The sequence below is a fragment of the Spirillospora sp. NPDC048824 genome, from assembly GCF_043198455.1.
GTDB lineage: Bacteria > Actinomycetota > Actinomycetes > Streptosporangiales > Streptosporangiaceae > Spirillospora.
The window spans coordinates 1-17,969 of the sequence record NZ_JBICUS010000041.1 but is presented as its reverse complement, the minus strand read 5'-3'; the positions used below and the strand labels follow the sequence as shown (position 1 = coordinate 17,969).

Sequence of the window (17,969 nt, the reverse complement as noted above, 5' to 3'; positions counted from 1 at the left end):
CATCGTCACTGTGCTCGGTACCCGTCCTCGCCCTGCTCATGTCAGTTAGGGAAGTTCATCCCCTGGTGTCCCACCTGAGCCTGACACAGAGGGCTACGCCGCGCGGAGCTGACCGCGCCGCGAGACGCGGCCGTCAGGCCCGGAATCGCCGGGGTTAGGCTGATCTTCCGGTTCCCCTCCCGGAAGGAGCGGCGATGACGCTCGCCCCCGAGTCCACTCCGATCACCTCTCCGGAGGAGCTGCGCGAGCTCCTCGGCGCGCCGATGCCGGTGGCGGTCGCCAAGGAGCGCGTCACGCTGCACGCCTGGGACAGGGAATGGCTCGCGCGGTCCCCGTTCTGCCTGATCTCCACCAGCGACGCGGACGGCAACTGCGACGTCTCGCCCAAGGGCGACCCGCCCGGGTTCGTGCACGTCATCGACGACGCGACGATCGCCGTCCCGGACCGTCCCGGCAACCGCCGCGCCGACGGCTTCATGAACATCCTGAGCAATCCGCGCATCGGGCTGATCTTCCTCGTTCCGGGGCGCGGCGAGACGCTGCGGATCAACGGCCGGGCCCGGCTGGTCCGGGACGCGCCGTTCTTCGACGAGATGACCGTCAAGGGGCACCGTCCGGCCCTGGCGGTGATCGTGGAGATCGAGCAGGTCTTCTTCCACTGCGCCAAGGCGCTCATGCGCTCGAAGCTGTGGAGGCCGGACACCTGGGACCCGGACGCGCTTCCGTCGCACGCCCGCATCGTCGGCGACCTGCGGTACGCGGAGAAGAGCGTGGAGGAGCTGGAGCAGTACTACTCCGAGGCCAACTACGCGAAGAAGCTGTACCGGAGCTGACGCGCCGGCCGGCGGCCACGTGGACGGGTCGACCCCCGCGCGACGCGCGCGGGGGTCACGGGTCGGGCGGCCCTGTCAGCCGCTCTTGCGGCGGAACTGCCGCTGATGATCGGCACGGGCGTGCTTGCCGCGCACCTTCGAGCCGCTCTTGCCGGACGCGCCGGCGTTCTTGCCCGCCGCTCCGCGCTTGCGCTCCAGGGCTTCCCGGAACCGGCGCTTCACGTCGTTCTCGCCGTCCTCTGGTTCTCCTGCCGAGTCGGCCATGCGGACCTCCAGCTCTCGTAGTGGCACCCCCAGCCTCACATACCCGAGGTAAAGCAGCCATCTGCGCCCCCCGGGGGAAGATCGTCTCAGGATATTTCGCCATCAACTGGTCCGCGCATAACGATCTCTCCTATGGTTTGTGCCCGTGGAGCCCCAGATCCCGCAGGCAGAGCCCGCCCCCTCCCATCCGCCGCTGGAGTCGCTCGCCGTCCAGCCGCTGGTGAACCGCGACTACGAATCCAGGCCCGCGCTCTTCTACGAGCGGCTCCGCGCCGAGTACGGACCGGTCGCGCCGGTGGACGTCCTCGGCGTCCCGGCATGGCTCGTCATCGGCTACCCCCAGACGCTCGACATCCTGCGCGACACGCGGGGCATCTGGAGCAAGCGCCTCGACTCGTGGCGGGCGCGCCGGGAGGGCCGCGTCCCGGCCGACTGGCCGCTGCTGCCCGCCTTCGAGGTCGACAACTCGGTGTTCCGCGACGGCACCGACCTCACCCGGCTGCGCAGCGCCTGGAGCGAGGGCCTGCGCCCCTTCCAGGACCGCACGCAGACGCAGGCCAAGGAACTGGAGCGCGACATCCGGCGGTACGCCGACGAGCTGATCACCGTCCTGTCGGAGAACGGGGACCGCGGCGGATGGGCCGATCTGTCGGCGCAGTATGCCCGGCCGCTGCCGCTGATGATCGTGGGCCGGCTGCTCGGCGCCGAGTCCGGACGCGGCGACGAGATCATCATGGACATGTGGCGGATGCTGGACGCCGGGCCGGACGCCGCCGAGGCGGCGGCGCGGCTGGGCGCCGAGGTCGCCGGCATCTGCGCCGCCAAGATGGCCGCCCCCGGCGAGGACCTGCCGTCCTACATGCTCGCCGCGGTGCCCGACCTGACCGTCGATGAGCTCAGCCGCGAGATGATCATGATCATCGGGCTGGTCGGCGACTACACCGGGACGCTGGTCTGCAACACGATCGCCGAAGTGATCATCGGGGACACCGGCGTCCGGGACAGCATCTCCGCCGGGATGCTGCCGGAGGCGGTCAACCGGGCCGCGATCTCCAGCCCGCCGATGGCCAACCTGACGTTCCGGTGGCCGAAGACCGACGTGCGCATCGGGCGGTTCCAGATCGCGGCCGGAGACCCCGTCATGCTGTCGCCCGCCGCCGCGCACCTGGACCCCGCGTTCACCGGCACCATGGACCCCGACTCGATCTACAGCTCCCGGGCGCACCTGGCCTGGGGCGCCGGGCCGCACGCCTGCCTCGGCCGCGACCTCGCCACGACCATCACCACGATCGCGGTGGAGCGGCTGTTCGAGCGGTTCTCCGCGCTGCGGCTCGCGCTGCCCCCCGACCAGCTTCCGTGGCGGTCCTCCCCCATGATGCGGGGCCTGCGGTCGCTGCCGGTCAACTACGAACTGCCCGCGGACCCGCCGCCGCGCGCGCGTCCGGCCGGGGGGGAGGCGGCGCCCGAGCGGGAGGCGGCGGCCGAGGCCGCGTCGAGTTCGCTGGTCCGGCGCGTCCTGCGGATGATGCGCCTGTCCCAGTCCTGACGCTCCGCCGGGGGATGGACGTCAGCGTGCGCCGATGCCGTCCAGCTCCACGGTCCACACGCCGTCCATGACCTCGCTGAGCGTGAGCCGCAGATCCAGGGCCGAGCGGCCCTCCTGCGCCGTCCACAGCGGGAACGCCACGCGGAACGCCCGCCGTGCGCCGGTGACCTGCTCGACGCCGATCACGTCGACGGCGTCGAAGGCGTCCTCCGGCGGGCTGATCAGATCGAGCCCGCTCCCCTCGATCGCGTCGGACATGCCGGAGGCGCTCATCCTGCGCCCCTCGGTCAGCGTCTCCAGCTCCTCGTAGTCTCCCGCGACCAGCAGGGCGACCACGACCCGAACGGCGTTCACGCCCTCCTGCGGCAGCATGCGCCACACCGTACCGCGCCCCCGGGCCGGACGGCCGGTCCCATGTTTGGGCACGTCCGCCCGGGAACGTTCTCACCGGTAGGCGCGGCAGGGAGGACGAACGATGCCAGACAAGAGTGACAAGCACGGCGCGAAGGTGGACGAGGAGATCGCCCGCGAGACGCAGGGAATGGTCAGCGGCGGTCACCCCACGCACGCCCAGGAGTTCAAGGAGACCGAGCCCTACTCCGACGACTACCCCGCGGATCCGACCGCGCCGGCCGCCGGAGAGCGCGAGGGCTCCCCGCCCGGGATGAGCGCGCAGGACGTCGCAGGGCGTAGCGCCCTCGCCCGCATGCTCAGCGGCATCCGCTACCCGGCGCGGCCGAACGAGCTGATCCGGCACGCCGCCGAGGCCGACGCGCCCGACGCGGCGGTCGAGCAGCTGCGGACGCTGCCCAGACGCGAGTACGAGAACGTCGCCGACGTGGCCGAGGAACTCGGCTACGGCCGCGAGCAGCGGCTCTACTGACCCTCATCGGGCGCCGCGCTCACCGCCCCCGGAGGGCGCGCCCGTACCGGCGGCACGCCGACCGCAGGAAGATGTGGTCGGCCATGTTGCGCTCGTCGGACTGCAGCAGGTTGTGGTCGACGTACTGGGCCGACACGTCCGTCCGGACGCGGTCCAGGTCGAGGGCCTCTCGCCGCCCGCCAGGTGCGAGGCGAGCAGCTTGCGGGCCACGTTCCGGCTCCCCGCGCCGTCCGGCATGTCAGATCCTCCGTCCCTCCCCGGTCCGGTCGTCCCCGGGCACTCCGTCGACCGGATGCGGTTCGTGGACGGGCCGTTCCGCGGGCTGCCCGCACCACTGGTTCAGGGCGTCGCGGATCGCCGCGGCCCGCCGGTCGGGCGCCGTCTCGTCGGTCGCCCACGCGATGTAGCCGTCCGGCCGCACCAGCGCCGTCGTGCGGGTCGCGCCGCCCGCGAGGGCGCAGTGCACGCGCCCCGCCCACCGCTTGGTCGCCAGGTAGGTCACCGCGGGGTCGTTCGCCGCGACCACCAGCACGAAGGCGCCGTCGCCGAGCAGCCCGTACAGCCGGCCCGGGCTCCCGGCCAGGGGGACGTCCGGTGCGCGCCTGCCGGTCAGGGGGTGGGAGCCGCGCGGCGCCGGGTAGGCGATGTCGATGCCGGACACGGCACCCGCCAGCCGCCGCGCGACCGGGCGGGTGCGGGTCGCCGCCCACGCCGCGGCGGTGCGCGCCCTGCGGAGCCAGAGCGGTTCGGCGAGGACGAACCGCAGTGCCGCGCCGCTGCCGCGCACGACGAGCCGCCCGATCGGATGCCGCTCCTCGTGGTAGCTGTCGAGCAGCCACGACGGGGCCCAGCCCCACAGTTCCGCCGCGAGTTTCCAGCCGAGGTTCGCGGCGTCCTGCATCCCGGTGTTCATGCCCTGCCCGCCCGCCGGGGTGTGGACGTGCGCGGCGTCGCCGGCGAGGAACACCCGGCCCACCCGGTACTTCGGCACCTGCCGCTCGTCGCTGTGGAAGCGTGCCGTCCAGCGCGGGGTGTGCATGCCGTGGTCGGTGCCGAGAGCGCGGCGCGTCACGTCCCGCAGTTCGCCCATGTCGACGGGGTCGGAGTCGGGCGCCTGGTGGCGGCGGTTCCAGGCGATCACGCGGTACCAGCCGTCCCCGAACGGCGCCAGGAACGCGAACGCGTCGCCGACCGCGTTGACCGTCAGGACGTCGGCCGGCGGGTCGTCCAGCCGGACATCGGCGAGCATCACCGACCGCACGGCCGCCTGCCCGGGGAACGGCAGCCCCAGCTCACGCCGGACGGCGCTCCGGACTCCGTCGGCGCCGACGACATAGGACGCGCGGCGGGTCTGTGCGCCGCCGCCGGACATCCGGACCTCGACGTCGACACCGGCCGCGTCCTGGCTCAGCCCGACGACCTCGGCGCCGTGCACGATCTCCGCGCCGGCGGCCAGCGCCCGTTCCCTCAGCACGCGTTCGGTCTCGTACTGCGGAGTGACCAGCACGTACGGGAAGCGGCCCGGCAGCCGCGAGAGGTCGAGGCTGCTGCTCCGCAGCACCTGCACCTCGCCGACCCGTTCGCCGGTCGCGACCAGTTCGTCCGCGACGCCGCGCGCGTCCAGCATCTCCAGCGTGCGGGCGTGCACGGCGAACGCCCGCGTCAGATTGCTCGTCTCGGCGTCGCGGCGTTCCAGCACCGTGCAGCCGATCCCGGCCACGGCCAGGTCGCCCGCCAGCAGGAGACCGGTCGGGCCCGCCCCCACGATCAGCACGTTCCCCGTCGGCTTCCCGGTGGGCGACATCCCGCTCCCTCCTCGCGCTCGGCGGCCGGCCCGGCCGCCGCCTTGGAGACACTTCCCAGGAACCGCCGGTCCTCACCTGCCGGGCACACCGTACGGCAGGCGATTCGTGCCGTTTTCCGCCCGGCGCCGGTCAGCCCTGGACGCGGCGGTCCCGGCCCGCCCACTCCTTCTCCCGGAGCTGGAACTTCTGGATCTTGCCGGTGGACGTCTTCGGCAGCTCGGTCACGAACTCCACCGAGTCGGGCGCCTTGAACCGGGCGAGGCTCTCCCGGACGTGCCCGACCAGCTCGGCCCCGGTCGCGTCATGTCCGTCGCGGAGCACCACGAACGCCTTGGGGCGCTCGCCCCACCTGTCGTCCGGCACCGCGACGACGGCGACCTCCAGCACGGCGGGATGCGAGTCGATCGCGCGCTCCACCTCCACCGTCGAGATGTTCTCGCCGCCGGAGATGATGATGTCCTTGGACCGGTCGCGCAGCTCGACATAGCCGTCCGGGTGGCGGACGCCGAGGTCGCCGGAGTGGAACCAGCCTCCCCGGAACGCCTTCGCGGTCGCCTCCTCGTCCCGGTGGTAGCCCTTCATGACGTTGTTGCCGCGCATGACGATCTCGCCGAGGGTCTCCCCGTCCGCCGGGACGTCGTTCATGTCGTCGTCGACGACGCGCAGCCCGTCGGTCTGGATCATGCCGACGCCCTGCCGGGCCAGCAGCCGTGCCCGCTCGGAGGCGGCCAGGGCGGGCCATCCGGGCTGCGGCTCGCACACCGAGTACGGCCCGTAGGTCTCCGTCAGCCCGTACACGTGGACGATGCCGGCGCCGAGCCCCTCCATCTGCCCGATGATCGTGGGGCTCGGCGGGGCGCCCGCCGTCGTGACGGTCAGGGGCCGCTCCAGCGGATGCGCCTCCGCCGCGTTCGCGATCGCCACCAGCACGGTCGGCGCGCCGTTGAGGTGCGTGACGCCCTCGGTGTCGATGAGCCGCCACACCTCGCCGGCGGCGACGGCGCGCAGGCACACCTGCGTCCCGCCGATCGCGGCGAGCGCCCACGGCGTGCACCAGCCGTTGCAGTGGAACATCGGCAGCGTCCACAGGTACACGCTGTCGGGCGTGTGCCGCGAGTGCGTCACCTCGCCGAGCGCGTTCAGGTACGCGCCGCGGTGCGTGTAGACGACGCCCTTCGGCCGTCCCGTGGTGCCGGACGTGTAGTTGATCGAGATGGCGGCGTCCTCGTCGTCCACCTCCCAGGGCAGCGGGTCGTCCGAGCCGCGCGCCATCAGCTCGCCATAGGCGATGCCGCCGACCGCCGGGTCGGGCTCGACGCCGGCGGCCGGGACGGTGACGACCTCGGGCAGCCCGCCCGCGAGCGGCGCCACCGACGGATGCAGGCCCGCGTCCACGACCAGCGCCTTCGCACCCGAGTGGCCGAGGATGTAGCGGATCTCCTCCGGGGCCAGCCGCGTGTTGATCGCGACGAGGACGGCCCCCGCGAGCGGCACCCCGAAGTGCGCCACCAGCAGCTCCGGGACGTTCGGCGCCAGAAACGCCACCCGGTCGCCCGGCCCGATCCCCGACGCCCGCAGCGCGGCGGCGAGCCGGGTCGCCTCGGCGGCGAACTCCTCGTACGTGACGCGCCGATCACCGTAGGCGTAGGCGGTCTTGCCGGGGAACACGTCCGCCGACCGGTTCAGGAACGCGAGCGGGGTGAGCGCCGTGCGGCCAACGCCGTTGTCCATCGGGAGCCTCCGGGTGCGTCGGAGCGTATGTGACCTGCGTCTCAAGCATCCCATGGACGCACGCCCCGCCCACCGGGCGCGCCGCGGGCCCCCACGCACTCCGCCCCCCGCGCACTTCACCCGCGGCTCGCTTCAGCGTTCCGTGTCGCGGGTGAGGATGGAGACGGCCCTGACGGTCGTGTACCCGCGCCACTCCAGTTCCGCGGCGGGCGAATGGCTGGCGAAGTCGACACGCCAGCCGCCGTCGTCCTGCTGCTGCTCGTCGAGACGCCGCAACTCCGCCGCCAGGATCTCCGGCGCGAAGAGGGCCCGGACGGGACGGCCGGGGTACGGCGCGAAGTCGAGCGGCCGCATCATCTCGTCCTCCAGCCCGCCCTGGACGTGGACGCGGCCGTTCTCCGGGATGTGCCCGCCGAGCAGCTCGATGACCTCGGTGTCGTGGACGGCGTCGGCCAGCCACAGGCTGAAGGCCAGCTCCAGGGCGTGCAGTTCGCTCTTCGCCCGGACGGCGTCGAGGCAGAAGCGGGTGGCGCGATCGAGCCAGGGATGGCCGGCCACCGCCTTGTCGTGGGCGGCGACGCGCTGCGCCGTCGCCGCGACCACCGCGGTGATCTGCAGAGAGGACGTCTCCGGATCGGCGCCCGCCCAGAACGGCGCGCAGCCGGCCGGGTCGGGGATGTGCAGGCCGAACGGCAGGCCGCCGTCGGGCAGCGTCACCGACTCCAGCCAGTCGCAGAGCGCGGCGGCCTCGGGGACGGTGACGGGGGCGAGTTCCTCGAAGACCTCGAACGCGTGCAGCGCGGGGCCCGGCTGGCTCGTCCTCGACCGGAGGTCGGGCTCGAGGCCGTGACCGTAGCCGCCGTCGGGGTTCCGGTAGGCGTTCAGTGCGGCGAGCAGCGCGTCCCGGTCGCCCTCGCCCATCAGGAGCTCGAAGCGGCGGCGGTCGAGGATACGCGCGTGCATGGCCATGAAGTCGGATGCCTTGTTCAGGTTCATCACTCCAGCGTGGCCCCCGCCTCCGCATCCGTCTTGTAGCTTTCGGCCGTCGGCGGGTCTGCGCCGGAAAAGGAAATGCGGCGGCGAATCGTCCGGCCTAACCTGACGGCATGGACGTCGCCTTCGAACGCACAGGGGAACGCCGGTACGCGACCGTCGTCTCCCTGCCCGGCCGGCATCCGCGCCGGATGGACCCCGCACCCGGATACGACGAGAACATCCCGCACGACCTCGTCCACTACCTGGCCGAGGCGGAGCTGGGGCTGGCGTCCGGCGTCTACGGACGGACCGCGGCCGGCGGCGGCGGCTTCTCGGCGACGACCGAGACGCCCGGCGATCCGCGCCGCCGGGCCCGGGAACAGCGCAGACTGAAGAAGCGCGAGGCGTCCCTCAGCAGGTCGGACCGCAGCGACATGGCCAGGTCCGAGCACTTCGCGGGCCTGTGCGACATCGCCTGGAGACGCCGCGCCGGAGCCCGGACGCCCGCGGAGGCCGAACGCAGGCGGATCCCACCCGAGGACGCGCCCATCGTCGAACGCATCCTCGACCGCCTGGACGAACTGGCACCGCTCTGGCGCGACCTCCCCGTCGGCGGCGCACTCACGTTCACCTGGCCGGACACGGCCGTGAACGTCAGAACTCCCGGCTGATCAGAACCCCGGGCTAACCCGCCCGCAGTGCGAGCCCCAGCGCCCGGAACTGCTCCACGGGCCGGTGGTAGCCGCGCTCGATGTGGTGCACGCCCCGCAGCGTGGACGGCCCTTCGGCCACCGCCGCCGCCAGCACCGCCGAGAACCCGGCCCGGATGTCGGGCATGGTCACGTCACCGCCGCGGAGCTTGCTCACTCCCCGCACGACGGCCGAGTGCAGCGCCGCCGTGTCGTGGTACCGGCACGCGGGGCCGCCCAGGCAGGTGTCGTAGACCTCGATCTCCGCGCCCATGCTCTGCAGCGCCGGGACGTACGCGAGCCTGTTCTCGTACACGGTCTCGTGCAGCACGGACATGCCGTCCGCCTGGGTGAACAGCACCATCAGGGGCGTCTGCCAGTCCGTCGCGAACCCGGGATGCGTGTCGGTCTGCACCGCCGCGGGACTCAGCCCGTTCGGCGCCGACGCCATGATCCAGTCATCGGTGATCTCGAACTCCGCGCCCATCCTGGTCAGCGTCGTGATCGCCGTGACGAGCCGGTCCTGCGGGCATCCGTGCACCCGCACCTCCCCCCGGGTGACGAGCCCCGCCACCAGGTAGGAGAACGCCTCGATCCGGTCGCCCTCCAGCCGCGTCAGCGCACCGCTCAGCCGCTCGACGCCCTCCACCACGATCCGGCGGTCCGGCGCGAACGAGATCCGCGCCCCCATCCGCTGCAGGAACAGCGCCAGCTCGATGATCTCCGGCTCGGTGGCCGCGTTGCGGATGACGGTCTTGCCCTCGGCCCGCACCGCCGCCAGCAGCACCGTCTCGGTGGCGCCGACACTCGGGTACGGAAGCTCGATCCGCGCCCCCACCAGTCGCGTCGCCCGCGCGTGGATCCCGTCGGCCGCGTACGTCATCTCGGCCCCGAACGCCCTCAGCGCGTCCACATGGAAGTCGACCGGCCGCCTGCCGATCGGGTCGCCGCCGACCAGCGGCACGAACGCCTCGCCCGCCCGATGCAGCAGCGGCCCCAGCATCAGGATCGGGATGCGGTTCAACCCGGTGAACGCCTTGCCGACACTCGGATCGGCCACCGGCCCCGGCACGACGGTCACATCGCCGCCGGACCGCTCCACGGTCATCCCGACGTGCTCCAGCATCCCCGCCGTGATCCCGACTTCACCGACGTCCGGCGCGTTGCCGATCGTGCTCGGCCCGTCCCCCAGCATCGCCGCGACCATGTGCTTGCTGACCGCGTTCTTCGCCCCCCGCACGGTGACGTCACCGCGCAACGGCCCTGACGGCTCGATCTGCCACAACTTCTCAGTCATTGGTAGTCAGGGGCGCGGTGCCGTGGAGGCCCGATTCCCCGTCCCCCTTTCAAGCTCGTACGTGCGGTTTTCCCGCATACGGCTTACCGATGATCTTCTTGACATGGCTACGCAGCTCCTGGGTAGCGGATGGTGCCTCGCAGGCGGTACAGGCCGTGCCCGTTGAACCACTCCTCGTTCCACTCAGCGGCTCGTCCGGCGCGCAGATTACGACCCCGTTTCCTGACCATCAGGTGGTGGAGCCGATAAACGACATACCGGTCGATCTGGCGGAACTTGGCTGCGGCGTTCCCGGTTCGGAAGTAGTTGCCCCAGCCGCGCAGGATCGGATTCAAGTCCGCGATCACCGCGCGGACATCCGTTCCCGACCGGCGGCGGTCGGTCAGCTCATGGACCCTGGACCGGAGTTTCTTCATCGCCGCCTGGCTCGGCCATCGGTGCAGGTAGTAGCGGATCTTCCCGTACTTCTCCCACACCCGGCCCAAGAAGCGGGCTCTGAAGTGGCAGCCGAGGAAGTCGAGTCCTTCCCGGCCCTCTCTGAGGTCAACGACCTTCGTCTTGTCCGAATGCAGCCGCAACCCCAGCGAGCCGAGGATCTCCTCGACCACGGCCAGGGCCGTCCGTGCCTGTGCCATGCTGCGGCACAGCACCACGCCGTCGTCGGCATAGCGCACCAGCTCACCCACCCTGCGGCGGGCCAGCTCGGTGTCCAGGACGTGCAGATAGATGTTGGCCAGCAGAGGCGAGATCACGCCACCTTGCGGGGTGCCCGCGACCGTCCGCGTGACTTCCCCGCCCTCCATCACACCCGCTTGCAGCCACGAACGGACCAGTTTGAGCATCCACCGATCCGACACCCGCCCCCCGACCTCGGCGAGCAACCGGTCATGGCCGATCTCACCGAAGAAGTTGACGATGTCGAACTCGACCGCGAACACCTGACCCTCGATGAAGCCCGTACGGAGCCGCTCCATCGCCTGCGTCGCCGACCGCTTCGGCCGGAACCCATACGACACCGGCAAGAAGCCGGCCTCGAAGATAGGTTCCAGCACCAGCTTGGCGGCTTGCTGAGCCACACGATCGCGGACCGTGGGGATACCCAGTGGCCGTTTGCCACCCTGTGATTTCGGGATCTCCACACGCCTGGCAGGCGCGGGGCGATAACAACCTGCGCGAAGGTCATGCTGAAGCTCGGCGAGCATACGCTGGACGCCGTACTCCTCCTCCACCAACGCCAGGGTCACCCGATCAACCCCGGCGGCCCCTCTGTTGGCCCGGACACGCTGCCACGCCTCCCACAGCACGTCACCTCTGTGGACACGGTCATACAGGGCGTGAAAGCGCCGCTCCGGAGACTGCTTGGCCGCAGCCCATAGCTTGCGTTGAAGTCGTCGCACTTTCGCACTCGACGGGCGGCCATCAACGCGACCTGCCCCGCCTTCCGCTACGGCAGACCGACGCCCGCCGGGGTGGTTGGACCGGGGATCCCCGGTCATGCCCTCGCGCTTACCCTCGCCACAAGCGTGATCAAAGCGAGGGCCCTTCCCCGCCGTCCCGTCTCCTCGACACCCGGCCGGTACTACGGCCCCCTCGGACTCCCGCTGCCCTCCGAACGACTTCACCATCGGCTTATACACCCGGTCTCCTGCCCGACGAAGGCATGGTCAGACGGGTCTCTCCTGTTCCGGCCCGATCCGTGCACACGTGCCGCCCCCCATACCCCGGAAGAACCCGACGGGCTGACCCCGGAACAGAGCCCGCCGAACGTGGCCTTCGCCGTGAAGGGAACGGCTCGGCTTCTCCGCTGTAGTTGTGACGAGGCTGCAGGACTCACCGCAAAACGGCTACGGCCCGCGTGCTTGCTCCCTCCAAAGAGGCTCTCGACGCCCCGCTCAGCCCGCCGGATCTCTCCAACGAACCGGGGCCTGCTACCGGGCACTCCGGTGTCTACCCGGACGGGACTTCCACCCGCAGGATCGGACCAGCTTCCAGGACGCACCACCCGAGCAGCCTACGGCGTCGCAGGCGAGCACCCAGCAAATTCTTCGCGAACCCGCGCATCGCGACCCACCTCGCCCCACCCGCAGGCATCCGCCTCCCCACGTCCACGGAGGGGCAATGGCGGTACGGCAGCGGCCCGGCCCTACCGGACGTCCCAGACCGCGCGTGAACTCCCGGGCCGCCGGCTCCATCACACCGAATAGGGGAAACCGGAAATGTGATGGGCGTGGCTGTCAGGGGAATCGACCGGCGTCGCTTTCTGGGTTTGGTCGCGGCGGCGGGGGCCGGCGGGGTCATGGTCGCGGCGAGCAGCAAGGCATCGGCCCTCGGTTTCGACGCGGAACGCGAGACGATGCTTCCACCCGGCGCCGGCTGGAGGCTCGACCCGTCGAGGAGCGACGAGTTCAACGGCGGGTTACTGCACACCGCGAAGTGGGTCGGGAAGGGCGACGTCCAGGTGTCGGACGGCCTGCTCCGCATCCGGCTCGGCGGCGACCCGTCCGGACAGGGCCCCTTCCATCCGGGGGGCGTGCGGTCCACGTTCGCCGTCGGCGGGGATACCTACACCGAGGTTCGCGCCAAAGTGACCGGCACCGACGCGGACGCAGACTCCGTCATCCGCCATTCCGACGCCGACGTCCAGCACATCGGGCGGGCCGGCGGTCCACTCGACGAGGACTTCCACTTCTACGGTCTCGAACGCCGGGCGGGAAAGGTCGTCTTCCACATCGACGGCGAGCCGTACCGGAGCCACAGGGCGCAGGCCGTGACGGAGCCGCAGCCGCTCGCCATGTACGTCCGGGCGATCAACGAGACGGGGCGCATCAACGCCGAGGCGCTCCCGATGGACCTGTTCGTCGGCCATGTGCGCGTGTATACGGCATGATCCGAGGATGCCTTACACCCCCGACCTCGACACGCTTCTGGTCGACGGACACCGCCAGTCCAGGAAGAAGACCGAGTTCATCATCGAGTCCAGGGCGCTCGCTCCCGCCGTACTGCCGACCGGACGCATCGTCGCCGCCGACGGCTACCCGACCAGCGATGACGAACCGTTCGCCGCGACGATTCCGCCGGGCACCCATCCGATGTACGCGTGGGTCGCGGTCCTGTGCGAACGCGGCAAAGAAGTCGATCGCCGCAATGCCGCACTGGAGTTGCGGGTCAGCGAGGCTCCGACGGTGTCGTGGGAGATGGCCGTCACCGAGGACGAGTCGATCGGCGACCTCGAAGCCGAGGACGATTACGTCGGCTTCGAGGTCGACTCCGGCCGCGCGACCATCGCGGACGCCGCTTCGTGCGAAGCCCTGGGGCGATGGGATTTCAGCCGGGTCGAGACGGTCTACATCCCCAGGCCGCTGCCTCAGAAGCCGGTCCCGGGGTATGTGACGGCCGTGGTGGACCCCGCGTCCGGAGCCAATCTGCCGGTGGTCGGCTCAGGCTGGGGCGACGGCGCCTACCCGGTGTTCATCGGACGCGACACCGAAGGCGGGATCACCCGGTTCGTCGCCGACTTCATGCTGCTGTCCGACGCCCATTGAGGACGAGGCGGTCCAGCCCGGCTCAGGAGGTGCCGAGGCCGAGGCGATGGATGTGCAGTGCCCGGACGAACCAGGCGAGCGCCGGGGTCATGTCGTCCGGACGCGGCCAGCCGTTGATCACTGAGAGCAGCCGGAGATACCGCTCCCTGCGCGGGTCGTTCGCGGTCTCCACCCTGGCCAGCAGCCGACGCTGCAGTTCGGCACCGTCCCCGTGGCCGCAGGCGCGCGCGTATCCGGCCGTGACCGCCGCGACGACCGGTTCGGCCTCCGGGGAGCCCGGGGCGATGCCGGCCGCCAGGGCCGGGTCCACCTGGTCACGGACCATCGCGACGGCATCGCGGCACACGACCGCAGGGCCGTCCGGCGCACGGTCGGCCTCATGCTGCTCGGCCATGAGCCGCATGAGGCCGCGGAAGTCCGGATCCTGGGACAGTTCGGCCAGCTCCACCCACGCCTCGACCTGCTCGGTCCCGGGGTCGCCGGGCAGTTCGGGGGTCATCGAACGCCGGATGCCCGCGAAGCCCGGGTCATCATCCCGGTCGCCGAACGCGGTGTCGAGGAAGTCACCGATCAACCTCCGGCGTTCGTCCTCGGAGAGCCGGGCCAGCTTGTGCATGAGATGCATCTCCTCACGGGTGGACCCGCGCCTGGCCACCGCCGTCAGCACCGCCCGCCGCAACCGCAGCGCCCGGATCCGCACGTCCAGCGCCTCGGCGTGCGCCGCGGCGACCTCGGAGAGCGGGACCTCCCGCTCCACGACCCGCCGGATCGTGGGGAGGTCCATCCCCAGGTCGCGCAGCGTCCGCACGAGTTCCAGGCGCGCGACGGCGTCAATGCCGTAGACGCGATGGCCGGCCGGGTTGCGTCCGGTCGGCGCCACGATCCGGCGGTCGGCGTAGAACCGGATGGCCTTGACGGTCAAACCGGTCCGCCGGGCCACCTCACCGATCGAGTAGAGCGTGCCGTCCATGTCCCCACCTTCCCGCCTCCCCCCACGGGAGACGCAACCCCGCCTAGGCTGCGATCATGTGGAAGGAAGCAGCATCCCGGGCATACGCCGATGCCGGGTTCAGGACGTCCGCCGACGCGGCCGCGCTGGCGGCGGCCGAACAGCGCCTGGGCCGTTCCCTGCCGCGCGAACTCACCGGCCTGCTTCAGGAAACGGACGGGATCGTCGGGCACTATGGGGTGGACACGGTCTGGCCGCTGCAGCAGATCGTCGAGCAGAACCTCCGCTTCTGGTCGGACGACTCGTACGCCGACCTCTACATGCCGTTCGACGTGTTGCTCTTCTTCGGCGACAACGGCGGCGGTGACCAGTTCGCCTTCGTCCAGACGCCACCACGGCCGGACATCTTCGTATGGGACCACGAGACGGACAGCCGCTCCTGGGCCGCCGGTGACCTGCGGGACTACCTCGGCCGGTCCCTGGCGGACGGCGACGACGACTGGTACCGGTAGCCGCCGGCGTCAGCTCGCCGGCGCGGCCGCCGCATCAGCCTGACCGGAGGTGGCGGACACCGGACCGGCCGGCATGAAGAGGGCGGTGACGTTGGCGATGACGCGGCCCGACGTGAACGTCGCCGATCCCGCCGCGAGCCTTCTTCCCACCCGCGTCGGCGTGACGAGGATGTCGACCCACTCCCCCTCCCTCGCCGTGCCCAGCAGGTCGCAGGACAGATTGACGGTGACCAGGCGGGTCGGCGGATCGGTCTGGACGGCGAGGGCATGGCCGATGACGACGTCGCCTATGGCGGCGATCACACCACCGTGCAGGAATCCACGCGCGTTCGCCTTGGGGCCGTCGACGGTGAAGCCGGCCCGCAAAGGGTCGGCGGCATGCCGGGCGAAACCCCCGATGGCGTCGAGCAGCGGACTGGGACGATCCCAGGGAACGAAGGTCGGTCGTTCGGCGGTCATGGTCCCTCCAGGACGATTCGATGCGGCACGTCATGCCTCACGGGGCGGCGCCGAGGCGGATGCGGTGTCGACGAATCCGCGAATCGCCGCGGTGACGGCGAAACGGAAGCGGCGATCGGCAGACTCTGGACCGCTCCCGAGCAGCCCGGACGATTCGAGTCCGGCCAATCCTTGAACGGTGGCGAACAGCCCGATGGCGGCGTCCTTCGCCGTCCCGTCCGCGCGGCCGGGCCCCAGCGCCGCGGCGACCCGGCCGACCACGATTCCGTAGATCTCCTCGGCGGCACGCGCATCCTGCGGGCCAGGGCGGAAATCGGCGAACGGCCTGGAGAACATGACCTCGTAAAGATGCGGACACCGGTGCGCGAACGAGCGGACGGCCAGCGTCAGATCCAGCACGTCCGCCTCGGCGTCGCCACTGGTCTCCAGCGCCCGCAGTTCCCCGGCCAACCGTCGGAACCCCTCAGCGAACAACGCGCGTGCGAGACCGGCCTTGCCGCCGAACAGCTCGTTCACCGCCGCCTGCGACGACCCGGCGCCGGCGGCCACGGCACGTGTCGTCACCGCACCGCTCCCACCCGACGCCAGCAGCCCCGCCGCGACCTCGAGCAGCTCGCCGCGCAGCGCCTCGGTACGCCTCTTCTTCCGTCCCACCCACCACGGTAATCCAATTCCGGATCACCGATCCGAAAGAAACTCCCAACCGCGACCGCCCGGCGAATCACGTCGTAACCCGTGATGGCGCATCCTGCCCCGGTGCCTCGGTGCCTCGGTGCCTCGGTGCCCCTGTGCCCCGAGTCCCAGCAGCCCCAACGAGCCTTGGGCTCTGCTCGATGCGCCGGAGTCGAAGCGGACTCTGATGCTGCGCCGCTTTCCCGCCAGGTGACGGAGCCGCAGCGAACGAGGCCGCAGCGCCGGCCTCGCCCACCCGAGAGGGCACAGACGGTCCACGCCCATCGCCTCCCCGCGGCCGAACCCGGGCTCACTCCGGTGGGGACGGGCACATCTCGCGGAAGCGGGCCGCGCGCCCGGCTGGACTGAGGCCCGGTGCCCGGTGAGGTGCACTTCGACTTCTGGTCGGACAACGTGCTGTGGCAGGTGTCCACGGACGCCTACCAGACCGCAGCAGGCCAGATCGCCGAGTACCTGCTTCCGCCCAACTGCCACGGCCTCAGCCGGACGGATCTCACGGCGAACGATCTGCGCACACGTCACACCGCCTGGACCGAGGAACGTCTTCCGAACAGACGCGGTGAACCCCGTGCACTTGCTCGATACCCACGACTCTGCGCTGGTCAAGCCAGAGTCGATCACACAGCAGGCCAGCGGGCCACGCGCTCCGCTGCCCGCCTTCCCAGCAAGACCCCTCTCCGCCGAACGTCCAACACGTATCGCGAGCGCCTGGGCCCGACCGATTCCTGAGAGAAGACCCAGGGGCAGGCAAGGCGGTTACAAGTGGGTGATGTCTTACCGAAGGCGATCTCTCCAGTAGTCGTCGAGGTCGCTGTTGCTGATCAGGGCGCGGAGTTTCGGGGCGGCATCGGCGGCCGGCCAGGCACCAGCGACCGCCAGCGATGGCGAGACGGTCGCGGCGGACGCCTTCGGTGACACCGGTCGCGATCGACCCAGCCGGCGGCGAGGGCATGGTCGCAGCGGCGGAACCCCGCGTGGCCGGATCTGGAGCGCAGCTAAATAAGGTAGGCGGCCGCGCCGGTGCAGATGTGTGGGTTGGCACCGGCGCGGCCATGGCCCGGATCATCGTCGGGCTCTTTGAACTCTCACCTATCGCACGTTGCACAACCGTTGCGTCCCGGCTCACACCACCGACCGGCCTATCCTTGACCGATGATCAACACGAAGCCGGACTGGGAACGGCGGATCGCCGAACTCTGGACAACCTTCGACGAGCACGAGCCCGCCGTCTTCCTCGCGAAGGTCAAGGAACTGACCGACGAACTTCCGGCCGGGAACGCCATCGCCCACTACGAACTGGCGTCGGCGTACGACTCGATCGGCAACGAGGCGGAGGCCGCCACCCACTACAGAGAAGCCTTCGCCGCCGGACTCACCGGACCGCGCCGGCGAGAGGCAACGATCCAATATGCGAGCACACTGCGCAACCTCGGCCAAGCAGCAGAAAGCGTCGCTCTCCTCACCGCGGAACGCGACGCCGCTTCCGATGACCTCGACGATGCCGTCACCGCGTTCCTGGCGCTCGCCCTCACAGATCTTGGACGCGATAGGGAGGCCGCGTCATTCGCACTCGAGGCACTCTCGCGCCATCTCCCGCGGTACAACCGCTCGTTGTCCAACTACGCGAGAGCACTAAGAGAGACCGAACCACCCGGGAAATGAGAAAGGCCCCGCCGGTGTCGGCGGGGCCTTTCTGCAATATGAGTCCGGCGGTGTCCTACTCTCCCACACAGTCTCCCATGCAGTACCATCGGCGCTGAAGGGCTTAACTTCCGGGTTCGGGATGGGACC

At 70.9% G+C, this 17,969-nt stretch carries 18 protein-coding genes and 1 rRNA gene; 8 read left to right on the top strand and 11 right to left on the bottom strand.

The features are described from left to right. Positions 1-194: 194 nt before the first annotated feature. Positions 195-833, top strand: coding sequence for a pyridoxamine 5'-phosphate oxidase family protein (locus ACGFIS_RS37020; RefSeq protein WP_392973974.1), 639 nt, complete (start codon positions 195-197; stop codon positions 831-833). A gap of 75 nt (positions 834-908) precedes the next feature. On the opposite strand, the gene ACGFIS_RS37015 is transcribed toward ACGFIS_RS37020, so the two are convergent. Next, entirely contained in the window at positions 909-1,097 is a 189-nt protein-coding gene (locus ACGFIS_RS37015) for a DUF5302 domain-containing protein (RefSeq protein ID WP_392913260.1), read from the bottom strand. A gap of 145 nt (positions 1,098-1,242) precedes the next feature. Between ACGFIS_RS37015 and ACGFIS_RS37010 the strand changes: the two genes are divergently transcribed. Further along, positions 1,243-2,643 carry a cytochrome P450 gene (locus ACGFIS_RS37010; protein WP_392913262.1) on the top strand — a complete coding sequence of 467 codons (1,401 nt, stop codon included), beginning with the start codon at positions 1,243-1,245 and terminating at the stop codon, positions 2,641-2,643. 21 nt (positions 2,644-2,664) lie between these two features. On the opposite strand, the gene ACGFIS_RS37005 is transcribed toward ACGFIS_RS37010, so the two are convergent. After that, positions 2,665-3,015 carry a hypothetical protein gene (locus tag ACGFIS_RS37005; RefSeq protein WP_392973973.1) on the bottom strand — a complete coding sequence of 117 codons (351 nt, stop codon included), beginning with the start codon at positions 3,013-3,015 and terminating at the stop codon, positions 2,665-2,667. Positions 3,016-3,118: 103 nt separating this feature from the next. Here ACGFIS_RS37005 and ACGFIS_RS37000 point away from each other — a divergent pair, with 103 nt between their 5' ends. After that, positions 3,119-3,526: a DUF2795 domain-containing protein gene (locus ACGFIS_RS37000; RefSeq protein ID WP_392913266.1), complete on the top strand. Its 408-nt coding sequence runs from the start codon at positions 3,119-3,121 to the stop codon at positions 3,524-3,526. 238 nt (positions 3,527-3,764) lie between these two features. On the opposite strand, the gene ACGFIS_RS36995 is transcribed toward ACGFIS_RS37000, so the two are convergent. From ACGFIS_RS36995 to ACGFIS_RS36985, 3 genes are all read right to left on the bottom strand, one after another. Next, positions 3,765-5,330 (bottom strand): FAD-dependent monooxygenase, encoded by a 1,566-nt coding sequence (locus tag ACGFIS_RS36995; protein ID WP_392973972.1) that lies wholly within the window; start codon positions 5,328-5,330, stop codon positions 3,765-3,767. 130 nt (positions 5,331-5,460) lie between these two features. Then, complete coding sequence (locus tag ACGFIS_RS36990; RefSeq protein WP_392913271.1) at positions 5,461-7,062, bottom strand: long-chain-fatty-acid--CoA ligase; 1,602 nt, start codon at positions 7,060-7,062, stop codon at positions 5,461-5,463. 132 nt (positions 7,063-7,194) lie between these two features. After that, positions 7,195-8,058, bottom strand: a complete 864-nt coding sequence (locus ACGFIS_RS36985; RefSeq protein ID WP_392913274.1) for a hypothetical protein — start codon at positions 8,056-8,058, stop codon at positions 7,195-7,197. A 110-nt stretch (positions 8,059-8,168) separates the two neighbouring features. Here ACGFIS_RS36985 and ACGFIS_RS36980 point away from each other — a divergent pair, with 110 nt between their 5' ends. After that, positions 8,169-8,708 carry a hypothetical protein gene (locus ACGFIS_RS36980; protein ID WP_392973971.1) on the top strand — a complete coding sequence of 180 codons (540 nt, stop codon included), beginning with the start codon at positions 8,169-8,171 and terminating at the stop codon, positions 8,706-8,708. 13 nt (positions 8,709-8,721) lie between these two features. On the opposite strand, the gene murA is transcribed toward ACGFIS_RS36980, so the two are convergent. Both murA and ltrA read right to left on the bottom strand, forming a co-directional pair. Continuing rightward, positions 8,722-10,023, bottom strand: coding sequence for a UDP-N-acetylglucosamine 1-carboxyvinyltransferase (gene murA / locus ACGFIS_RS36975; protein ID WP_392913278.1), 1,302 nt, complete (start codon positions 10,021-10,023; stop codon positions 8,722-8,724). 107 nt (positions 10,024-10,130) lie between these two features. After that, the gene (gene ltrA, locus ACGFIS_RS36970; protein WP_392973970.1) at positions 10,131-11,327 is read right to left on the bottom strand and encodes a group II intron reverse transcriptase/maturase; all 1,197 of its coding nucleotides are present in this window, start codon (positions 11,325-11,327) and stop codon (positions 10,131-10,133) included. Positions 11,328-12,250: 923 nt separating this feature from the next. Between ltrA and ACGFIS_RS36965 the strand changes: the two genes are divergently transcribed. Together ACGFIS_RS36965 and ACGFIS_RS36960 are read left to right on the top strand one after the other, a co-directional pair. Continuing rightward, on the top strand, positions 12,251-12,910 hold the full coding sequence (locus ACGFIS_RS36965; protein WP_392913282.1) for a twin-arginine translocation signal domain-containing protein: 660 nt from the start codon (positions 12,251-12,253) through the stop codon (positions 12,908-12,910). Positions 12,911-12,917: 7 nt separating this feature from the next. Next, positions 12,918-13,565: a DUF4241 domain-containing protein gene (locus tag ACGFIS_RS36960; protein WP_392913284.1), complete on the top strand. Its 648-nt coding sequence runs from the start codon at positions 12,918-12,920 to the stop codon at positions 13,563-13,565. A gap of 22 nt (positions 13,566-13,587) precedes the next feature. Here ACGFIS_RS36960 and ACGFIS_RS36955 read toward each other — a convergent pair whose 3' ends face one another. After that, positions 13,588-14,535, bottom strand: a complete 948-nt coding sequence (locus ACGFIS_RS36955; protein ID WP_392913287.1) for a MerR family transcriptional regulator — start codon at positions 14,533-14,535, stop codon at positions 13,588-13,590. Between the two features lie 56 nt (positions 14,536-14,591). Here ACGFIS_RS36955 and ACGFIS_RS36950 point away from each other — a divergent pair, with 56 nt between their 5' ends. After that, a complete protein-coding gene (locus ACGFIS_RS36950; protein ID WP_392973969.1) occupies positions 14,592-15,026 on the top strand; it encodes an SMI1/KNR4 family protein in 435 nt (144 codons plus the stop codon). A gap of 9 nt (positions 15,027-15,035) precedes the next feature. On the opposite strand, the gene ACGFIS_RS36945 is transcribed toward ACGFIS_RS36950, so the two are convergent. Together ACGFIS_RS36945 and ACGFIS_RS36940 are read right to left on the bottom strand one after the other, a co-directional pair. Next, complete coding sequence (locus ACGFIS_RS36945; protein WP_392973968.1) at positions 15,036-15,485, bottom strand: PaaI family thioesterase; 450 nt, start codon at positions 15,483-15,485, stop codon at positions 15,036-15,038. Positions 15,486-15,515: 30 nt separating this feature from the next. After that, on the bottom strand, positions 15,516-16,139 hold the full coding sequence (locus ACGFIS_RS36940; RefSeq protein ID WP_392973967.1) for a TetR/AcrR family transcriptional regulator: 624 nt from the start codon (positions 16,137-16,139) through the stop codon (positions 15,516-15,518). A 1,191-nt stretch (positions 16,140-17,330) separates the two neighbouring features. Here ACGFIS_RS36940 and ACGFIS_RS36935 point away from each other — a divergent pair. After that, positions 17,331-17,840 (top strand): tetratricopeptide repeat protein, encoded by a 510-nt coding sequence (locus ACGFIS_RS36935; RefSeq protein WP_392973966.1) that lies wholly within the window; start codon positions 17,331-17,333, stop codon positions 17,838-17,840. Positions 17,841-17,882: 42 nt separating this feature from the next. On the opposite strand, the gene rrf is transcribed toward ACGFIS_RS36935, so the two are convergent. After that, positions 17,883-17,969, bottom strand: a 5S ribosomal RNA gene (gene rrf / locus ACGFIS_RS36930); the annotation flags it as partial.